Raw genomic sequence first — 19,562 nt, 5'->3', positions numbered from 1 at the left:
CCCGGATGTGCGAGATAAAACCCTGATTATTTACTTATGTCAAAAATCAAAATAAAAAAGCCAGAGATTTCTCCCTGGCTTTGTGTGTCTACTATTTTAATTACCGGGTCAGTGGAATGAGTGACCTGTAAATTGTGCCTTAAGCCCAAATACCTTGTCGTTTCTCATCTTGAAAAGATCTTGTGGCTTCGAGATATCAAGAGCGTTTACAAGCACTTGATCCACGTGATCCACTAAAATCACTTTCAATTCCTTAAGAACTTCTTTTGGAATGTCCTTAAGATCCTTTTCATTTTCCTTAGGACAAATGATCGTCTTAATTCCGCCTCTGTGTGCCGCTAAGATTTTCTCTTTTAGACCACCGATTGCTAGAACTCTTCCTCTCAATGTCACTTCACCTGTCATCGAAACTGTTCTCTTCACTGGAATTCTCATGATTGCAGAAACGATTGAAGTAGTGATCGCGATACCTGCCGACGGTCCGTCTTTAGGAATTGCGCCCTCTGGGGCATGGATATGGATATCGATGTTAGCAAAGAATTCTTTGTCTAAGCCGAAGAGTGGTCCACGTGATCTCACATAGCTCATCGCCGCAGAACAAGATTCTTTCATCACATCACCCAATTGGCCAGTCACTGTGAACTTCCCTTTTCCAGGAACCATCGTAACTTCCATCACTAAAAGATCTCCACCCACTTCTGTCCAAGCCATACCATTTGTAAGACCGATTTCGTTTCCTTCTTCGATCTTTCCATGTTTGTACTTTTCCGCACCCAAGAGGTCAGTGATCACTTTTGGTGTAAGTTGGAATGGTTTTCCTTTTACATGCTTAGGAATTTTAATTTTTGCTTTCGCTTTGTCTGTTCTTAAAAGTTCACGCGCAGTCTTTCTTGCAACACTTGCAATTTCTCTTTCTAGAGTTCTCACACCCGCTTCACGCGTATAGTGACGAACCAAGAATCTTAAGCCTGCTTCTGTGAATTCTACTTTATCGTCAGTCAAACCGTGCTTCTCTAATTGCTTAGGAGCAAGATACTTTTCTGCGATGAAGTATTTTTCGTTTTCAGTGTATCCACCCAATTGGATGATTTCCATACGATCAAGTAATGGTCTTGGGATCGTGTGAAGAGAGTTTGCAGTTGTGATGAACATGATTTGCGATAAATCGTATTCCACTTCCAAATAATGATCTTGGAAAGTAGCGTTTTGTTCTGGATCTAGAACTTCAAGCATTGCAGAAGCTGGATCGCCTCTGAAATCGTTACTCATTTTATCGATTTCATCTAAAAGAACTAACGGGTTTCCTGTATCTGCTTTCTTTAAAGCTTGGATTAATTTCCCTGGCATTGCTCCAACGTATGTTCTTCTGTGACCACGGATTTCCGCTTCATCACGAACACCACCCAAAGAAATTCTTACGAACGATCTATTGAGTGATTTTGCAATCGATCTACCAAGAGAAGTTTTACCCACACCTGGAGGACCAACTAAACAAAGGATTGGACCTTGAAGTTTACCAGTCATCTGTTGAACAGCTAAATGTTCTAAGATTCTTTCTTTTACTTTTTCTAATCCCCAGTGATCTTCATCTAAAATTTCTTCAGCGAAAGCCATATCATGCTTCACTTCGGAGTAATTGTACCATGGAAGACCAAGTACCCAGTCAATGTAGTTTCTAACTACAGTGGCTTCAGCACTCATAGGTGACATCATTTTTAATTTCTTAATTTCTTTCTTAACTTTTTCGTGCGCTTCTTTGCTCATTTTTTTAGTTTTGAGCTTTTCTTCTAGTTCACGAACTTCTTGTTGGAAATCATCTTTCTCGCCAAGTTCTTTTTGAATGGCTTGCATTTGCTCATTCAAATAGTATTCCTTTTGAGAACGTTCCATTTGTTTCTTAACTCTGTTTCTGATTTTTCTTTCTACTTCTAAGATTTCAATTTCACCAGTCATTAAGTTAAGAAGTTTTTCTAATCTCAACGCAGGATCATTGATCTCTAGGATTTTTTGCTTATCTTCGAGCTTCAAGTTCAATTGAGCAACGATGATATCTGCTAACTCTCCTGGAGCTTCGATAGTTGAAACTCTCATTAGGATTTCTGGCGGAATTCTCTTGTTCAATTTCACGTATGTTTCGAAAGTTGTCTTCACCGATCTCATCAAAGCGTTAGCTTCAACTTTGTTATCGATTTTTTCTGGAAGATCTTCGAAATCTACTTGGAAGTAATTTTCATTCGCTACGAATTTGTTAATTTTTACTCTGCCTTTACCTTCGATAAGAACTTTTACAGTTCCGTCTGGTAAACGAAGAAGCTGAATGATACTGCCGCGTGTACCGATTTCATAAATGTCTTCAGCTTCTGGTGAGTTTGTTTTTGCATCTTTTTGCGCTGCTAGAATGATATCCGTTCTCTGATTCATAGCGTGTTCAAGAGCATTGATACTCTTTTCACGACCTACGAATAGTGGCATCATCATGTGCGGAAAAACGATGAGATCTCTGAGCGGTAACAGTGGTAACGATTTTGCGTCCTTCTTACTTCCCTCTTGAGCCATAGAAATTCCTTTCTGGTCATAGGAGGGAAGGCTTGTTTAGAAGTTACGCGGACTCTTCCTTGATTTTCTTAACGTCGGTTTTTACGTCGTCGTCTTGGCCATCTTGGCTAAGTTTATAACTAGGGGCCTTCCCATCAGTTATGACTTCTTTATCAATTATACATTTCTTAACACCCTTCATGGAAGGAATTTCGTACATAACATCCATCATTGCAGTTTCGATAACGCTACGTAGTCCACGCGCTCCAGTTTTTCTTTTGAGTGATAACTGGGCTATAGCCTTGAGTGCTTCATCTGTGAAGATTAAATCAACACCTTCATAAGACATTAATTTTTGATATTGTTTAACCAAAGAGTTCTTTGGCTTTGTCAAAATATCTATCAATGTTGCTTCTGACAACTGGTCTAGTACGGCTGCAACCGGCAAACGTCCAATGAATTCAGGGATTAAACCGAATCTCACTAAATCGTCTGGTTGTACTTGTTGGAACAATTCATCGATCTTTTTTGTTTGATCTTTCATCGATGGAATTGAAGCCGCAATACCAATAGATTTTTGCGTCATTCTGTTTTCGATAATTTTTTCAAGCCCGACGAAAGCCCCGCCGCAGATGAATAAAATGTTTCTAGTATCTACTTGAATAAATTCTTGCTGAGGGTGCTTTCTACCACCTTTTGGAGGTAAATTCGCAACTGTACCTTCTAAGATTTTTAAAAGAGCCTGTTGCACACCTTCACCGCTCACGTCTCTTGTGATTGATGGGTTTTCTGATTTTCTAGAAATCTTATCAATTTCATCGATATAAATGATTCCGCGTTGTGCTTTCTCTACATCATAATCCGCAGCTTGTAATAAATTTAACACTACGTTTTCTACGTCTTCCCCTACATAGCCAGCTTCAGTCAATGTCGTTGCATCGGCCATGGCAAATGGAACGTTCAAATGTCTAGCTATTGTTTGGGCAAGTAGTGTCTTACCAGTTCCGGTTGGACCAATGAGCATGATGTTTGATTTTTGCAATTCGATTTCGTCTTTTTTGGAAGCAGAATTGATTCTCTTATAATGATTATGAACAGCTACAGATAAAGCTTTTTTCGCTCCATCTTGACCAATCACATATCCATCAAGGAATTCTTTGATTTCTTGTGGCTTTGGAACTTTGAATCCTTCGCCTTCAACGTGAACTTCTTTTTCTCTTTCTTCGGCAATGATGTCATTACATAGATCAATACACTCGTCACAGATGTACACACCAGGGCCCGCAATCAGTTTTTTAACTTCTTTCTGACTCTTTCCACAAAAGCTGCAAGATAATCCAGTAGGTGCCTTCTTGTTTATGCTCATTATTTATCCTTCTTCTCTTTTCTGCTTATTTCTTTTCTTTTCTAAAGTCTACAACGTGATCGATAAGCCCATAACTTTTTGCTTGTTCCGGGCTTAAGAAATGATCTCGTTCCATTGATAAATGAAGAAAATCTTTCTTGTTGCCTGAATGATGAACGTAAATATCAGTTAACATTTCTTTAATTCTCAACATTTCTCTAGCGTGAATTTCTATATCTGTTGCTTGGCCACTGATACCGTGACCAGAAATCAACGGTTGGTGAATCATCACTCGAGAATGTGGCATAGCGTAGCGTTTGCCTTTTGTTCCTGCAGTTAAAAGAAGTGATCCCATACTTGCAGCCATACCAATACAGTATGTAGCGATATCGCACTTCACGAATTGCATAATGTCATAGATACCTAGACCAGCGCTCACACTTCCACCCGGGCTATTGATATAGATTTGAATATCTTTCTCCGGGTTTTCACTTTCGAGGAATAACAACTGCGCAACCACTAGGTTTGCGATCTCGTCGTTGATGGGGGTTCCGATAAAGATGATTCTCTCTTTTAATAGACGAGAATAAATATCGAAACTTCTTTCACCTCTAGATGTCTGCTCTACGACCATAGGGATTAACGGCATTAAAAACTCCTTCAAAGATGTCCAACTTCACGCGTTTAATGTGGTCACTATATCAGGCTTTGGCAACCCAATATCTAACCCACATTTATTCTATCGGATAAATCCGCCAGATGTTTATAAATGGCTCCTACTTAAAATCATCTTGTCCTTTGAATAGTAGGTTGATAGACGTGATGAGTCGGAGTTAAACTTAGGTCTAGTAAGCTAAATTTACAGTCTAACGATCGAAAACTAGGCAATTACAGCAGGAACTAACTAGGAGCACAAATGGCACTCGAATTCTCATTTATTACCACCCAGATTAACAGTCAGATGAATAAAAATATTACACAAGCCCAAGACTCGACTTTGGTCATCTTCACAAATGACTTCGGGAAGACAAAAAAGATCAGTCTCAATTTGAAAGGTTTACCAAAGGACTGGGAGGCAAATATGTCTGAGGCATTAACGTACGCTCCGTTCAAAGGCGCCCTTGGTGAATCTTTATTTTTTAGACAATATGCCTTCCTAGGTTTTACAAATTTACTTCTTGTTGGCTTAGGAGATGCAAAAAGAGTTACTCATGAGGTAATTAGAAGAGCCTCTTCGAATGCTTTCAAAAATTTAAAGGCAAACTCAGCAAAGTCTGTAACTATCGCTATTGAAACACTTCCTCTTACTACAAAAACTAAAGAAGAAAATTTAAAAGCTGTGTTCGAAGGTTTTTATTTGAGCGAATATACTTTTGATATTTATAAATCTTCACCCAATAAATCAGATACTGCAAAAGATTTTGCAAAAATGAAAGTGAATATTTTAACTTCATTAGCTGGAACTGCAACTTCTGCTAAAAACGCAGAAAAAGAAGCCCGCATTGTCTCGGAGGCAGTAAACTTCGCGAGAACAATTGGTGATACTCCAGGAAACCAAATGAATCCTCCCATCCTTGGAGAGACTACAAAAAAAGCAGCCACTGGCACAGGACTCAAAGTTACAATTTGGGATGGCGCTAGAATTAAAAAAGAAAAAATGGGAAATCTGCACGGAGTTTCGCTCGGCGGCGGAGAAGATCCACGCTTGATCATTATGGAATACAAAGGTGGAGCAAAGTCTAAAAAACCAATTTGCTTTGTTGGAAAAGGATTAACTTTTGACTCGGGCGGTATTTCTTTAAAACCCGGCGCAGGTATGGAAGAAATGAAATACGACATGATGGGCGGAGCTGCCGTCATTGCAACAATGCTTGCCATTGCAAAATTAAAACTCAAAGTAAATGTGATCGGGATTGTTCCATCTTCTGAAAACATGCCAGGACCATTTGCAAATAAGCCGGGCGATATCACTACTGCCAGAAACGGAAAAACAACTGAAGTAAACAACACCGATGCGGAAGGTAGATTGATCTTATCTGATGCACTTGTTTATGCTTCAGAACAAAAACCAGAATTCATCGTTGATGCTGCCACATTGACAGGCGCCATGGTGATGGCACTGGGTGATGTGCACACCGGATTCTTTTCTCGTGACACAAAGTTAACTCAAAAAATTGCAAAAGCAGCAGCAGCTTCTGGGGAAACCCTTTGGGAAATGCCAATGCATGAAGAACATCTAAAAGATATGAAAGGCACCTACGCAGATCTACAAAACGTTTCTCAAAGACGTGGCGCAGGTAGCGCGCAAGGTGCAATTTACTTAGGTGAGTTTGTTGAAAAGGATATTCCGTGGGCCCACTTTGATATTGCAGGAACTGCTTATAATAATGGCCATAGACTTCCTTATACACCTGCAAAAGGGGCCTCGGGAGTTATCGTGCGCACATTTGTTGAACTTGCGAAACAACACAAATAATGAGCATCACAGAAAAATCAAAATATATTGTTGAGGAGTTTGAGAAATTTCCTTCTTGGGAAGAGAAATATTCTCACCTCATTAAAATCGGAAAAGACTGTCGTATTGATCCTAAATATCAAACTGATCAGTACAAAGTAAAAGGCTGTCAGTCTTCTGTCTGGATGTTTGCCGAAATGAAAGATGGAAAAATCTATTATCAGGGCGATAGTGATGCCGCAATTGTGAAGGGACTCGTAGCTTTGGCCCTGCGAGTATATTCTGGAGAAACAGCTCAAGAGATTATGCAGTCCAATGCGGAATTTATGGAAAAACTAGGTCTTAACACGCATTTATCTCAAACCCGAGCTAACGGACTCGCTTCCATGATCAAGCAGATTAAGTTGTTTGCATTTGCACTGTCCCAAATATCAGGCCGCAGTTGAATCACCAGTAATCTTTTGTTAGAAAACCCTACAAATACTATTCCTAGGGGGAAATAATGAAATTACTTTTAGCTATCGCAACTCTATTTGTTGCAAGTGGAGCATTCGCTTCTAATATCGAAATGTACGATAACGGTGCTTCAATGGCAGTTCAGCCCGTTGAACTTGTTGTTGTGCAAGGAAATGATCTTTGGGTTCGTTCTTCAATTCGCCCTTGCCCGGCTTTACCAGGTGGAGCTCAAGCTGAAGTTTACGAGTGTTACACAAGCAGAGAAAAATTGAGCGCTCATCTTAATGATATGAACATTCTTTCTCTGCCTGATTCTGATCTTTCAAAATACATTACATCACTTGGACAAAATTTTGATTGTGCAAACAGAAGCACTCCATCTCACATCAAGTACAAAGGTGTTGATGTGATCTGGTTCAGTGGCATTCTGCTTTCTAAAACACGCTAATTATTTTTTGTTATTAAAAAATAAATCAAGAAGATCGGCCCAGCCTGTCTTCTTGTTGAACTCTAGATTTTTGTATCGAGATACGTGGTCACTGTAGTACAACTCATAAGTCGGCAACCACACAGATAATCCATGCGCACGCGCTTCTTCTGCGGAATGAACATTCTTGATAACAACCTCATTAAAGGCACTTTTTACATCTGTAAGTACAGATTTATTTACACCCAATGCAGAGCTATTTTCCAATCTAGAAATGAAATCATAAATGTCTTTATAATCAGGTCCGCCCGCAAAGTTGTGCGTTCCGCTAGCTACTGTAAATAGAGCTTTTGTTTTTTCCGCACCCAGTCCCATAAGTTCATTGCGAAGGTTTGCTAAGGAAGTAATCAAGATATCCAGCTTACTCATATCAATAGTCGAAAAAGTTGTGCCATGAGGATTTACTTCGTCGTCTGGATAAAGTTTTAAATATTCTTCGGTTAAGATTGAACCCACTTCTCCGCCATCCATTGTTGGATTTTTTACCCATCTTGCAAGGAGTTTATCGTAAGGCCATCCCGCCAAAGGTTCGTTTTCTTGTGAACTTGCAAAGAACGATACTGAATCCGTGAATTCAGCTGCAACCTCAATCATCGACATTAAACACGCGTCGTTTCCGTAAAGATCAACTTTGTGCCCAATTAGAGATGCGAATTTCTTCATGACCTGACCCATTTGCTCCGTAGAAATAAAATTTCCAGTTATGCCATCAAAAGAAACGTCATGAGTTTCAAATGCGCTAGGTCTTGAACCTTCCATATTTAAATGGATGTTGTGCCAACCTGTTCCGTGATTCCAAACGTTGATGAAGTATTTTTTTGCAGGATAGTTCTCTACAGTCCATGCGATAAATTTATTGAGTTCTTTGTAGTCGCCCATGTCAACGCGAGGAAGTTTTTGGATAATATCGTGACTGCCCTTGTTTACATAAACTCTTTCTGTTTGCTGTCTATTCAAAGAAGCAACTTGTACGACAATATTAATGTCTTCCGTTGAGCCTACTTTTTCGATCGATTCGAGATTCGAGTCTGTATAAGGAGACAGCATTTCGTCATGGCCGTTCATAAAGATTAAGAAGGTCCATTCTTTAGCTTCTTTCGGCGCGGTTACTTTAGCCGTTGCATCTGATGTTTGTAATTGGATTAAAACCAACAATGCTACAATAAGAACATACAAAATCTTCTTCATTATCATTCCCCCCGGATGAATGTGACTTTTTAACTCGTCATAAATGTTAGGTTGCTTCCCCACGAATTCCCTAACTAAAAGTCCAGTTCCATTTCAGAACTGGACCATGGTCTAGTCACTTAAATATGCTAAAAGAGTGGGCTAGAAAGACAAGCCAATTCATAAAATTAGATAAATAATGCGCCGATGTATAGGCATGAGATTTTTGCTGGTTTTGATGACATTTTTAATATCTTTGAAGGCTTTCGCTGAAAAGCGCGAGGGCACCGTATGCTATTTCTCGCTCAATAACCGCAAAGAAAAAGAGTACATGAAGACTTTTGCCGACAAAATCAATCAGCAGATCGGTTCCGATATCAAGGTTTTGGAATACATGCCTGATGGAGATGATCCTGAAGCAGCTTTTGAAAAAATGGTCCAGCAAAATGCAAAATGCGATGGATTAGTTATCTCAGGCCATCACTACGGTGAATGGGAAGGTGCTAGCGCCGAAGGGGCCTTAAGAATTAATTTCCTAGAGAAGATGTCTTGTAATCCAAAATATGCCCACTGGTTTAAAAATTTAAATTCTTTCCATCTTCAGGGATGCCGAACTGCGGGAACTGGAAAGATCGAATCTAATAATCCAAATGATCATACCTCACGAATAAACAGTTTGGCGGCTGTGGACAGTATCGAAGAAGATGGTACCGAAAATCTTAACTATGGGTTTACCAATATTTTATCTCAGAGCAACCCGCTTTCAGCCAGGTATTTAAAAATATTCCCAAGAGCAACTATGTTTGGGTGGATCGATAGCGCTCCTGGAGTATTAAAAAAAAGCGAAACTTCTTTGCTTTACCATATTGTCCATATGGCTAAAATTAATAACCCTTCATTAACATATACTGATCCTACAAAAGAAATATCCCGGGAAAATGCCGTTGAGTATGCCACAGCCATTTTAAATATGATTCAAAAACCAGATTGGGACAATTGCGAGAACGTCTCGATTGCTGGTTGGGAAAAACATGCCCCGTTAGCAAAAGGTTTAAAATCTTTTGAGTCTTCTGCCCGTAAAAATCCGCTGCTGTATAAAGCTAGAGAATTAGGTTGTAGATTAAAATTTCCCAAAGACCCTGCAGAAAGAATACAGGTCTTAAAGAAAATTTTATCTGATAAAAAATTAGTAGCAGAAAACTTCAACGCTCTTTCTGAGCTTATGCAAGGACCTTACGCGCGTGAGGCCTCTGCACTTATGAAGAATAGCGATCAACTTAAATCCTTTTTAGGGGATGAGATCAATACACCAAGAGTTGGCTTGTTTGTAAAAATTGATTATTACACAACTTACAAAAAATTATTCGGAACCAGTATTGCTGCTGAAAATATAATTACAAATGAGAGCATAAAAAAATTAACTGAACCTTACGTAAAGTATGAAGGAGAGGCCCCTACATCAGTGAGAGATTTAGCAGATTTTAAACGCACACTCACCAGTTCCCTTGCCAAGAATGCCTTCGTAACGGAGTCCTTTATGATGAAACTTTATGGTTATCAAACAAAGGATTCCAATCAGATGTTCAAGGTTCTGTATGATAAGATGCGATCGTCGGCGAATCCTCGCCAATCAGAACTGGCACCCTTAGTAGCCAAACTAAAACCTCTAGCAGACAGCATCCCAAAATCCACACCTTAGTCCAGTAATCTGCCGTGAAATTAAACTTGTGTAAGAATCAAACCGAAACAGTATATGTAAGGTATTTATTTAATTGGGAATTAATTAAGACAAACAATGAAAACATATTATCGTTCCAAAAAATATTTTTTCTTCTTAGTGGGATTGTGCCTGCTCTCTTGGTGCGCATCTCGTTTATTTATTCACAATAGATCGCCCGCTGCCGTTGAGAATCAAAATCTTTTTAATTTCTTTGATAAAGGCGACGCTCTTCAAACTGCCTTACATAAAGATATAGTTACGAGTATTCAAGTTGCGAAGGCTGAAAGAAATTTCCAAATCAATGTTAGAAATTTTTTAGTGAAGAATGAACAGAACAGCCAACGCCTTTGCGAATATTTTGATTCCTACACATTAACATTTGAAGCAGAAGGCATGGCCTCCAGCGGAGAAAGACCAACCATGGTTATCACTTCACCTTGCGAACTTTCTGCCAAAACAAATCTTCCCGTCCCTATTACAATTCCAGTGGAAGATATTTACAAATTAACTCCAGACGATACGGATATAAGTTTTGAAGTGAATCCAAAAGCTTCGTTCTCATTCAGAAATGTCTCTGAAATGTGGCCAGGTTATTGGGTACTTTCAAAAGTCCAATTCTCCCATTCAAATCACTCCAGCCGCGAAGTGATCATCGACAGAAGAGAAATCTACACTCTCTCAAAAATCCCCGTAACCATGTCCTGGGAATAAAGGTGAGCCGCACCTTTTCCAAAGGTGTGCGTCACGTATAACGCAGATGTGTGGAAAAGGTGCGGCTCACCTTTTTATTTTTAGGTTTAGTTGTTTGATTTCGTATCCTATTGCTAGGGATGAGAGTTTTGCTACCCAGCCGTAGACGTTTTCGATGGGGCATCCGCCTTGATCTACTTTTAGATCTGATACGCACATTTTTTTGTAAACGGCTCCTGGGCTGTTTAAGCTATCGTCTGGACCTTTTTCACTGTGAGTTCTGAAGAATCCTCCGGCAAGATCGCAGCCTACGATGTAAACTACAGGTTCAGCGACCACTCCCTCAGCCATGACTGCCGTTGGAACTCCTTCTTGGAGGATGACTTCTGTTACATCTCCGCCGCCTTTGGCTGCGTTCATTTTTCCGCGACCCTTACTGTTCAACATACGAATGTCATCACCAGATAACGCTCTCATTACTCCGAGGCCATAAGTTCCGGAATTATTTTTTACGAATACAGTCGGCTTGTCTTTAATTCCTCGTTTGTCATAATTTTCTTGAATGCGTTTAAGCATTGCTTCCACTTTAAGTGCAACAGCCTCTCTTGAGTCCACGTCGTTCACATCAAAATCGGGAGCCACTTCTGTTTCTACCGTTAAAATCCAAGGATCAATTCCGATGATGTCTGAAAACTCTGTAGCGAGCTGATTGAAATATTTAAAGTGGTCGCTTTTCTTTCTTTGATGCCATCCCAATTCTCGCGGAGGATTGATTGGAGTTTTTAATCCCTCCGCCCAAGCTTCGTAGGCATTTGAGAAATCATTATTACTGATAATGAGATCGGGCTTAAATCCATCTGTTCCAATGAGCTCACCGTCAATTTTTTTAAATGGATGAACTGTAACTTTATTCCCACTGGAAGAGTCTACTTGTACCTCATTGTCTAAAACTTGTGGCAAACAAACTCTTATTTCATAGCCTGCATCCTCCACCATTTTTAAAATCCATCTTACATTTTCCCAATAATAAGGATTTTTAGTGTGTTCTTCTGTGAGCAGGGCAATTTTTTTTACTTTTCCGCCGTAGTAAGAATCCAAGTATGCCTTTGTGATTTCTGGTGCATGCTCTTTATCTGTAGGGCAAATATTATTGAAACCCGCCGGGTAAATATTCGCATCAACGCTTACGATTTTATGATGGGAGTCTCTGATATCTATACTTGTATAGAATGGCAGCTGGAGTTCTTTCTTTTTACTAGAGAGCCAGCTGTCGATTTTTTCACAGTTCTTACAAATTAAATCATGTATTTGTTTTTGAATCATTTTTTACCTATCTAATTTTTTGCTTATTTTAATTTTTTTGCCGATTGGATTCTAATATAGAGCACAGAAGATCCCAACACCGCAGCAGGCAGTAAAATAAAATGAATAAATGGAATAACAACTATGACTGCCATACAAAGCGCAAACCCGCTGAACTCGATCCAATGACTAAAGAAAAATTTAAATCTTTGTCTTAAACCCTGTTCGTCGTGTTCCATTGCGTAATCCATGCAATCGAATGTGAGTATCATTAAACTAAAGTAAAGGGCTATTGGCGAAATAATTGGAATAAAAGATGCAATAAAAAGCATCGCAGATATTGCTAAGATAAATCCAAGCTTTAATAGCGAAACTCTTAGCATTTTTGCAAAAGTGAATATGTTCTCTTTAAGTCCTTTTTTAGCTGAAGACAAGTATCCTGACTCAATAAGAACTTTTTGAGAAAGAGATGTGCACACAGGTATAGCCAAAATTGAAACCACAAAGAAAGTCGCAAAATACAAAATAAATCCTAATAAAATAAAAGATAGGACATACACTAATGATTTTAGCAAAACATTATAATCATTGAGATTAGCCTTAATGACCCAAGACAAAATGTCATCAACATACATCATGCCCACAACCAATCCCACAGTAAATAATGTGAGCGACATCAACGCAGGAACAATTCCCAGGGCCCGCATATTTTTATCATTCTTTAAAAGCTTTATGCCTTCCAAGAATGACGTAACTCCATTCTTGAATCTACTGACCATTCTTTTCATCTTCGTTCGCCTCATTCTTTATAGGAACAAATCGTCCTTCTTTTTTAGGATCCTGAAGTTTTTGCGCTTCTAGGGTTAAACCTTCACCAATGGGCCGTTCATTGATGATGGCATCCAATCCTGTTTTAATTTCCTTAAGTTTTGAGAAAATCTCTTTGTAGTCACTGCGCTTTGATTTTTTCTGAACTGAAGACTCTGTTTCAAATTCGTCGATGTGGTGAGCAAGAATTGTACTCATGTCTTTTTGTCTCATCTGCCTATCTCTTTGAGCGACAACTTCATCGTCTCCCGAATCAAGACCGATGTTTTTAATGAATTCAAAACTACTTTGGAAATTTGTCACCATCTGTTTAAGTGCGTACTCAGTATAAGGCTGAACTTCTAGTTCTAATACCAACATCAAATACTCTTGGGCATAGCTGATAGATTTTAAGTAGCTAGAAAAATCCTGGGCAAGGATGCCTGGATCACTAGACTTCGTAGGTTGATAGTTATTAGCAATCGTTCCCATTTGGAATAAAGTTTCGGCATAGTATTCTTTTTTGGAGTTGAATGATTTTTTGTTTTTCTTAAGATCATCAATGTATCTTTTTACAATAAGATAGTAATTGTTTGCAGTGGCTACATCTTGAACTCTTTCATAAGAAATTGCTAATCTCGATGGAATCTCAAGAAGCGCTAGCTCAGAGTTTACAATTGCTTTTACTCTCAAGGCATCTTGATAAACAGCAATGGCCCTCTCATACTCACCTAGCATTTCATGGCAAAGGCCAGATTGATAGAGCGAATAAGCAAAGAGGCTGTCTTGCACTGTTTTTCTGAGATCAATGACTTTAGAAAATGTTTTTAAACATTCTTTTGGCGATCCCTGAATACGTTCTGACTTACCCCTTTGATACAATTCATCCAAGGTCTGAGCAGATCTAGAAATTTCATGTTTTTTTTCAGTGATTTTTGACTCTGGAGTTGACGTGCATGAATTTAAAAATACTAATCCCACTAGCAAAAAATTTTTCATAATTTTCCATCCATAAAATTCATACCTTTAAATAATTTTGATAATTTTTCTAAAGACATAAGCTCGTCTTGTTCTTGTGTAATCTGCGGAAGACTCCAAAACTCCACCGCTCTAAAGCCACGCACTTCTTTTTGCATCAGTCTTTGAATCTGCGAGCTATAAAATTCTTTTAAAGAGTTATAAAACGAAATAAGTTTTTCTTGATTGCCGGTTGCTGGCTTTAAATCTGTCCATTCTGGCAAGACCTTATTGATGATAATGTGATGAACTTGAAATCCTCTTTTTTTAAATTCACGAACCACTTCCTCTGCTTCTAGAAGTTTTGAGTCATCAATATTCGTAACGATAACAAATTGAGTATCATTGCCCATCATTAAATTCTGCGTATCGATTACGGTTTTTTGTATCGCCTCTCTCCAGCCAGAAACCGTGGCGAAGAAAACCTGGAGCTCAGAAATAAACTCTGCTCCAGTCAAACGCTCAAGTACATTGATTGCAACGGCAGTTCCCTTTCCGATGAAAGAAAACATTCCGCTTTGTTTCTTGTCATAGATTTTCATAAACCAATCGACGATGGGTCCTTTAAACAAATTGAAAATGACCTCTGGAGATTGAATAAAGTCCAGAGTATGTTGCGCTGGTGGCGTATCTAAAACAATAAGGTCATAAATCCCACTCTTGAAAGCCTTGTTCAGCGCCTGAAGCGAAGTGAATTCTTGAGAGCCACTTAACGAAGTTGAAAGCTCCTGGTAAAGACGATTATCCAGCATTGTCTGTGCTTCGGTTTTTGTCGATGAGTTCTCGTGAACAAATTCATCGAAAATCTTTTTTGGCTCAATCATTGCTGCCCAAAGCTCACCACCAGAAGATGATTGGTCGAATTTTTTAACTAGTATTTCATTTCCATTCCAATGATCTAATCCCAAACATGTTGCCAGTCTCTTGGACGGATCGATCGTAAATACCAAAACTTTCTTACCCATCTCTGCTGCTTTGTAAGCAAGAGTGGAGGAAACAGTCGTCTTTCCTACTCCGCCACTTCCGGCACAGATTAGAATCTTACTTTTAAAGAGGCCTTCAATCATTTTGAGGTTCCTCCAAAGCTTTTCCCCAGCTCTGCAATGAATTCATATTTATTTGAATTGTGAAAACAAAATTCTATCGGAATATAATTTGGATCTTTATCTGCAACTTGTTTTACGCAAGCAGCCTGCTCACTAGATATTTTTGCAAAGTACTCTAATAATTCTTTATTGGATCCAGTAGTATTTTCTGCTTCATTGAACATTTCTTTTTCAGAGATTGGGAAATTCAAAATTTGATTGCACACAATCGTAGAGTTTAAACCTAAGTCTTTTTTGAGATTATCTTTGAGCTCTAAGCCCTCTACCGTAGGCAAATCCTCCGGCTTAATCACAATGATTTGCTGACAAAGATGAGGATCTTGAATCACCTGCATCATGTTTTCACTTTGAACGCCCATAGGACCTTTTTTAATAACTTGCGCGATTCCTTTGGGGGCCTTGAGAAGAGCTCTGTGGTGGCCCGTCGAATAAGAATCAATAATGATATGATCGTATTCTAACTTTGGTCCCACATGGCGCGGGCCACTTGTTGCTTTGCCTAAAAGTGCTAGTTCTTTTAGTGCGGGAGCTGCTTGAATTAATTTTTGCATCATTTGGTTTCCAAAAAACAGATCGTACAGTTTTTCAGACTTGATGTAGAAGCTAACGTATTCTTTTAAACAAGCCTTGAAATCCCAAATGGCTATGAATAAATTGGGTCGAATCTCTTGAGCTTTGTAGTTTACAGTTTTCCCTTCTCTATCGAGTTGAAAAAATTTCTCAAAAAAGCTCTTCTCACCAAGCTCAACCAGCAGCACTTTTTTCCCTTTTTTTGTAAGATGATGGGCAAGGCTAGCAGCTACAACGGATTTTCCCACTCCGCCTTTGCCGGAAATGAAAATAATAGGTTTATATTGTCTAGGTTGTTGTTCTGAATTGTCATTTTCCACAGCTTCTGATTATGACGCCACTGTAAGGAAAATGGCAGCTATTCCTCTTGATTTTTAAAACGTTTTCGCATACGGTCGAAGCCTTTGAAAATAGAGGAGAATTCGAATGAAACCTACGGTTGAAAATGTGTCTAAGTTAGAAAGAAAAATGTCTTTCCAAATCCCACCTGAAGAGGTAGCAAAAGCTTTTGAGAAGTCATATAGAGAGCTTCAAAAAAACGTGGAAATCAAAGGATTCAGAAAAGGCAAAGTTCCAATGACGAAAGTTAAAGAACTTTATGGCGATAGAGCACAATCCAACGTCATTCAATCTCTCGTAGAGGAAAATTTCTTCAAAGCGCTTGATGAGTCAAACCTAGATCCAATCAATCAACCGCAGTTGGACATGAAACCTCTTGAAGAAGGAAAGCCTTTCACGTTCTCTCTCACTTTCGAAGTTCATCCTGAAGTCGTACTGAAAAAATATGAAGGTTTAGAAGTTCAAAAAGAAAAACTAAACCTAGACACTTCACATGTTGATAAAACACTAGAAAATATCCGAAAAAACCAAGCGCAAACCGTGACAGTCTTAGAAGACCGTCCGGCACAGATGGGCGATGTGGCCATTGTGAACTTTGATGGATCTGTTGATGGCGCACCACTTGAAGGCGGAAAAGGCGAAAACCATCCTCTGGAATTAGGTTCAAAATCTTTTATCGAAGGATTTGAAGAGGCCGTAGTTGGTATGAAAGTTGGCTCTGAGAAGACAGCACACTTGAAATTCCCAGAAACTTATCATGTTGCTGCAATTGCTGGAAAGCCAGTTGAGTTCAAAATAAAATTGAACGAAATAAAAAAACACGAATTACCAGAGTTGAATTCTGAATTCGTAGAAAAAATTGGCTTTAAAACTTTAGAAGATCTCAGAGCAGCAATTCTAAAAGATTACACCACTAGCGAAGAAAAAAGAATTCAAGAAGATTTCAAAAATCGTCTTTTAAAAGAATTAACTTTGGCAAATCCAATGGAAGTCCCAACGACACTTTTGGATAGACAGAAGGAAGCCTTGAAGCAAGACATGCACCAGAGAATGGGACAAATGGGCATGAATGAAGAGCAATTCAAAGATTACGCATCGAAGTGGGATAGCGATTTTGCGGAGACAGCAACTTTTATCGTGCAGTCTAGCTACCTTGTAAATAAAATTGCCGATCAAGAAAAATTAAATGCTTCGAGCGAAGATGTGAATAAGAAAATCGAATTCTACATCAAGCAAACTGGAATCGAAGAAGCAAGAGTAAAACAAATCTACGATCAACCAGAAAACCGCAAAAGATTAATGAACACCATCACAGAAGAAAAAGTGATTGAGTTCATCACCTCCAAAGCAAAAGTGAATGAAGTTCCGAAAGAAAAACTAAAAGATATTAAGTAGTCGAGCAGTTATTTCTTAAGTGTTGCCGGAGGATTGGGTGACGATCCTTCTGCTTTTCTAAATACTCTTGATGCCTTTAAATAGTTGAAGGCTTGTGCTATTTGGAAGTCTTTACTTAGCAACTCGTCTCTGCCACTTAAAGTTCCCACTTGCGGAGCTTTTACAATGTTTGTTCTCTCTGTTTTTCCTTTTAGATGACGATTAATATCTGATTCTCTTTTTACATTTCTTTTCACTAAAGCTTTTTCGTACGCCTCTGGATCAACATCGTCAACAGTGATGTCAGGCTTGATTCCCTCGGCTTGGATCTCTGTTCCTTTAGGCGTGTAGTATCTTGCGACCGTTAATTTTAAGCCCGAACCATCACCGAGTTTTACAACAGATTGTACAGAACCTTTGCCAAAACTTCTTTGGCCAAGAACGAGCGCTCTGTTATTGTCTTGAAGTGCGCCCGCCAAAATTTCGCTGGCACTTGCTGAATATTCATTCAATACCAAAATCATTGGGAAATCATCTGACTCTTTGTCTTTTTTAGCTTCGATCACTTCTTTTTGTTTTGGATCTCTTCCCATAGTGCTGACGATAGTTCCCTCATCCAAGAAGGTATCTGCCATCTTTACTGCTTGATCCAGCAATCCTCCCGGATTGTTCCTTAAGTCAATAATGAGTCCCTTGATCTTCCCATATTTTTGAATGTGAGCTTTTGCAATTCTATCGTAATCAGAATGCGTATTTTCTATGAAACTTGTAAGGCGGACATACAGATATCCATCTAGCATGTCCGTTGATTTTACAGATTTAATACGGACGGTTCCTCTTTTTACGTCAAAGATTTTGGATTTATCAAAATCTTTTCTCATAATACCTAGGTGAATCACTTCGCCCATTTTGCCCTTCATTCTCTGAGCTGCTTCAACGAGGCTTAAGCCTTTTGTGGATTCGCCATTGATAGTGACAATTTTGTCGCCAGCTTTGAGACCCGCATTCCACGCAGGTGTATCTTCGATTGGAGAAATGATAGTGAGGATTTCGTCCTGAACGCTGATTTCAATACCAAAACCGCCAAATTCTCCACTTGTTTCGTCTTGAAATTCTTTAAAAATATCTGGAGGTAAATAGTTAGTATGCGGATCAAGCTCGCTGAGCATGCCCTTGATACCACCTTGAATGAGTTTGGCTGCATCCACATCTTCCACATAGTAACGCTGTATAAGATTTAAAACTTTCGCAAAGATCTGAAGGTCTTTATATTTTTCTTCTGCATAAGACTTCATATCTGATCGGGAAATGATTTCCGTTATCACAAAAATTCCAACTACGAGCAGTAACCACTTCCATTTTTTCATCTTGTGCTCCTTGCTATACTTCTATTTTTAGGTTCCAGCCATGCAATAGGATCTACCGGTTCAGAGAAATGTCTCATTTCAAAATACAAACCTTCACCAAAGAACGGGTGACTCTGAACAGACTTTGCTAACACTTGCCCTTCAATAACTTTATCGTTCAATTTTACTGTAGGATTCCCTATGTAAGAATAAACTGAATAATAGTGATCAGAATGATCAACTACCAATGTGTATCCACTGCTCTTGTTTTTTTCTAGGTGAACGACCTTGCCCTTGGCCACGGATCTTGCTTCTGCTCCTGCGTCTGAGCTTATGAATAACCCCTTATGCCTAATCTGAGTTTTGTATTTAGGATGAGAAAAATATCCATATTTTTGAAATATGCTGCCTTGAATTGGATAAGCAAGCTTGCCCTTCTTTTCAAAAAATAATGGCTCAAATAGAACAGACAAGAACTCTTCTTTTTTAATGTCATCTTTACTCTGAGTTTTCTTTGTTCGGATCTCTTTGAGCTTAATTAAAAGCTTTGATTTTTGACTGTCGATATCTGCCAGCATTTTATTTTTTTTCTCACTGCCAAGTTTGAGCTGAGCTTCCTTGACCCCAATTTGTTGCTCCAAAAGAAGGAGAGACTTTTGCTTTGCCAGTAGCTCCACTTGCTTGACCTTGAGAGTCTTTACATTTTTAAAATAGGTTTTTAAAAGCGCATAATCTCTGTCTGTAAGATTTTTTAAAATTCTTAAATTTCTATCTAACCCCGAAGGACTTTGACTCGAGAAAACCACCTTTAATATACTCATATCTTGGAATTTCAAAATATAAATA

At 38.8% G+C, this 19,562-nt stretch carries 17 protein-coding genes; 6 read left to right on the top strand and 11 right to left on the bottom strand.

From position 1 onward, the window contains the following. Positions 1-108: 108 nt before the first annotated feature. The 3 genes from lon to V4596_08070 are packed head-to-tail and all read right to left on the bottom strand — an operon-like array spanning position 109 to position 4,529. Positions 109-2,556 (bottom strand): endopeptidase La, encoded by a 2,448-nt coding sequence (gene lon, locus V4596_08080; GenBank protein MES2769089.1) that lies wholly within the window; start codon positions 2,554-2,556, stop codon positions 109-111. A gap of 43 nt (positions 2,557-2,599) precedes the next feature. Then, complete coding sequence (gene clpX, locus V4596_08075) at positions 2,600-3,901, bottom strand: ATP-dependent Clp protease ATP-binding subunit ClpX (protein ID MES2769088.1); 1,302 nt, start codon at positions 3,899-3,901, stop codon at positions 2,600-2,602. Between the two features lie 25 nt (positions 3,902-3,926). After that, positions 3,927-4,529, bottom strand: a complete 603-nt coding sequence (locus V4596_08070; GenBank protein ID MES2769087.1) for an ATP-dependent Clp protease proteolytic subunit — start codon at positions 4,527-4,529, stop codon at positions 3,927-3,929. A 267-nt stretch (positions 4,530-4,796) separates the two neighbouring features. Between V4596_08070 and V4596_08065 the strand changes: the two genes are divergently transcribed. The 3 genes from V4596_08065 to V4596_08055 are packed head-to-tail and all read left to right on the top strand — an operon-like array spanning position 4,797 to position 7,239. Beyond that, entirely contained in the window at positions 4,797-6,356 is a 1,560-nt protein-coding gene (locus tag V4596_08065) for a leucyl aminopeptidase (GenBank protein MES2769086.1), read from the top strand. Continuing rightward, positions 6,356-6,781: a SufE family protein gene (locus tag V4596_08060; protein ID MES2769085.1), complete on the top strand. Its 426-nt coding sequence runs from the start codon at positions 6,356-6,358 to the stop codon at positions 6,779-6,781. Before V4596_08065 ends, V4596_08060 begins: the two co-directional genes overlap by 1 nt. A gap of 56 nt (positions 6,782-6,837) precedes the next feature. Then, entirely contained in the window at positions 6,838-7,239 is a 402-nt protein-coding gene (locus V4596_08055; protein ID MES2769084.1) for a hypothetical protein, read from the top strand. On the opposite strand, the gene V4596_08050 is transcribed toward V4596_08055, so the two are convergent. After that, entirely contained in the window at positions 7,240-8,466 is a 1,227-nt protein-coding gene (locus tag V4596_08050) for a clostripain-related cysteine peptidase (GenBank protein MES2769083.1), read from the bottom strand. 196 nt (positions 8,467-8,662) lie between these two features. On the opposite strand from V4596_08050, the gene V4596_08045 reads away from it, so the two are divergent. Both V4596_08045 and V4596_08040 read left to right on the top strand, forming a co-directional pair. Further along, positions 8,663-10,144: a hypothetical protein gene (locus V4596_08045; protein ID MES2769082.1), complete on the top strand. Its 1,482-nt coding sequence runs from the start codon at positions 8,663-8,665 to the stop codon at positions 10,142-10,144. A gap of 96 nt (positions 10,145-10,240) precedes the next feature. After that, the gene (locus tag V4596_08040; GenBank protein ID MES2769081.1) at positions 10,241-10,876 is read left to right on the top strand and encodes a hypothetical protein; all 636 of its coding nucleotides are present in this window, start codon (positions 10,241-10,243) and stop codon (positions 10,874-10,876) included. A 66-nt stretch (positions 10,877-10,942) separates the two neighbouring features. Here the strand turns inward: V4596_08040 and gshA are convergent, their stop codons facing one another. From gshA to V4596_08015, 5 genes are read right to left on the bottom strand one after another with little or no spacing between them, the layout of a single operon-like run. Further along, entirely contained in the window at positions 10,943-12,178 is a 1,236-nt protein-coding gene (gshA, locus tag V4596_08035; protein ID MES2769080.1) for a glutamate--cysteine ligase, read from the bottom strand. Between the two features lie 23 nt (positions 12,179-12,201). After that, the gene (locus tag V4596_08030; protein MES2769079.1) at positions 12,202-12,945 is read right to left on the bottom strand and encodes an EI24 domain-containing protein; all 744 of its coding nucleotides are present in this window, start codon (positions 12,943-12,945) and stop codon (positions 12,202-12,204) included. Continuing rightward, positions 12,926-13,963: a tetratricopeptide repeat protein gene (locus tag V4596_08025; protein MES2769078.1), complete on the bottom strand. Its 1,038-nt coding sequence runs from the start codon at positions 13,961-13,963 to the stop codon at positions 12,926-12,928. Before V4596_08025 ends, V4596_08030 begins: the two co-directional genes overlap by 20 nt. Next, on the bottom strand, positions 13,960-15,048 hold the full coding sequence (locus V4596_08020; GenBank protein MES2769077.1) for an ArsA family ATPase: 1,089 nt from the start codon (positions 15,046-15,048) through the stop codon (positions 13,960-13,962). The genes V4596_08025 and V4596_08020 overlap by 4 nt, the downstream gene beginning before the upstream one ends. After that, positions 15,045-15,977, bottom strand: a complete 933-nt coding sequence (locus V4596_08015) for an ArsA-related P-loop ATPase (protein ID MES2769076.1) — start codon at positions 15,975-15,977, stop codon at positions 15,045-15,047. The genes V4596_08020 and V4596_08015 overlap by 4 nt, the downstream gene beginning before the upstream one ends. Before the next feature lie 106 nt (positions 15,978-16,083). Between V4596_08015 and tig the strand changes: the two genes are divergently transcribed. After that, entirely contained in the window at positions 16,084-17,391 is a 1,308-nt protein-coding gene (tig, locus tag V4596_08010) for a trigger factor (GenBank protein ID MES2769075.1), read from the top strand. An 8-nt stretch (positions 17,392-17,399) separates the two neighbouring features. Here tig and V4596_08005 read toward each other — a convergent pair whose 3' ends face one another. Next, positions 17,400-18,737, bottom strand: coding sequence for a S41 family peptidase (locus tag V4596_08005; GenBank protein ID MES2769074.1), 1,338 nt, complete (start codon positions 18,735-18,737; stop codon positions 17,400-17,402). Next, on the bottom strand, positions 18,734-19,562 hold an 829-nt coding region (locus V4596_08000; protein MES2769073.1), incomplete at its 5' end, for a peptidoglycan DD-metalloendopeptidase family protein. The genes V4596_08005 and V4596_08000, both read right to left, overlap by 4 nt.

This window comes from Bdellovibrionota bacterium (assembly GCA_040386775.1).
Classification (GTDB): Bacteria; Bdellovibrionota; Bdellovibrionia; order Bdellovibrionales; family JAEYZS01; genus JAEYZS01.
Note: the sequence above shows the minus strand (reverse complement) of the source record. Positions and strands in the feature narration are given on the sequence as shown.

Excerpts from the sequence above, each read along its gene's own strand:
- lon (MES2769089.1), bottom strand. The coding sequence starts at position 2,556 with ATGGCTCAAGAGGGAAGTAAGAAGGACGCAAAATCGTTACCACTGTTA.
- clpX (MES2769088.1), bottom strand. The coding sequence starts at position 3,901 with ATGAGCATAAACAAGAAGGCACCTACTGGATTATCTTGCAGCTTTTGT.
- V4596_08070 (MES2769087.1), bottom strand. The coding sequence starts at position 4,529 with ATGCCGTTAATCCCTATGGTCGTAGAGCAGACATCTAGAGGTGAAAGA.
- V4596_08065 (MES2769086.1), top strand. The coding sequence starts at position 4,797 with ATGGCACTCGAATTCTCATTTATTACCACCCAGATTAACAGTCAGATG.
- V4596_08060 (MES2769085.1), top strand. The coding sequence starts at position 6,356 with ATGAGCATCACAGAAAAATCAAAATATATTGTTGAGGAGTTTGAGAAA.
- V4596_08055 (MES2769084.1), top strand. The coding sequence starts at position 6,838 with ATGAAATTACTTTTAGCTATCGCAACTCTATTTGTTGCAAGTGGAGCA.
- V4596_08050 (MES2769083.1), bottom strand. The coding sequence starts at position 8,466 with ATGAAGAAGATTTTGTATGTTCTTATTGTAGCATTGTTGGTTTTAATC.
- V4596_08045 (MES2769082.1), top strand. The coding sequence starts at position 8,663 with ATGAGATTTTTGCTGGTTTTGATGACATTTTTAATATCTTTGAAGGCT.
- V4596_08040 (MES2769081.1), top strand. The coding sequence starts at position 10,241 with ATGAAAACATATTATCGTTCCAAAAAATATTTTTTCTTCTTAGTGGGA.
- gshA (MES2769080.1), bottom strand. The coding sequence starts at position 12,178 with ATGATTCAAAAACAAATACATGATTTAATTTGTAAGAACTGTGAAAAA.
- V4596_08030 (MES2769079.1), bottom strand. The coding sequence starts at position 12,945 with ATGAAAAGAATGGTCAGTAGATTCAAGAATGGAGTTACGTCATTCTTG.
- V4596_08025 (MES2769078.1), bottom strand. The coding sequence starts at position 13,963 with ATGAAAAATTTTTTGCTAGTGGGATTAGTATTTTTAAATTCATGCACG.
- V4596_08020 (MES2769077.1), bottom strand. The coding sequence starts at position 15,048 with ATGATTGAAGGCCTCTTTAAAAGTAAGATTCTAATCTGTGCCGGAAGT.
- tig (MES2769075.1), top strand. The coding sequence starts at position 16,084 with ATGAAACCTACGGTTGAAAATGTGTCTAAGTTAGAAAGAAAAATGTCT.
- V4596_08005 (MES2769074.1), bottom strand. The coding sequence starts at position 18,737 with ATGAAAAAATGGAAGTGGTTACTGCTCGTAGTTGGAATTTTTGTGATA.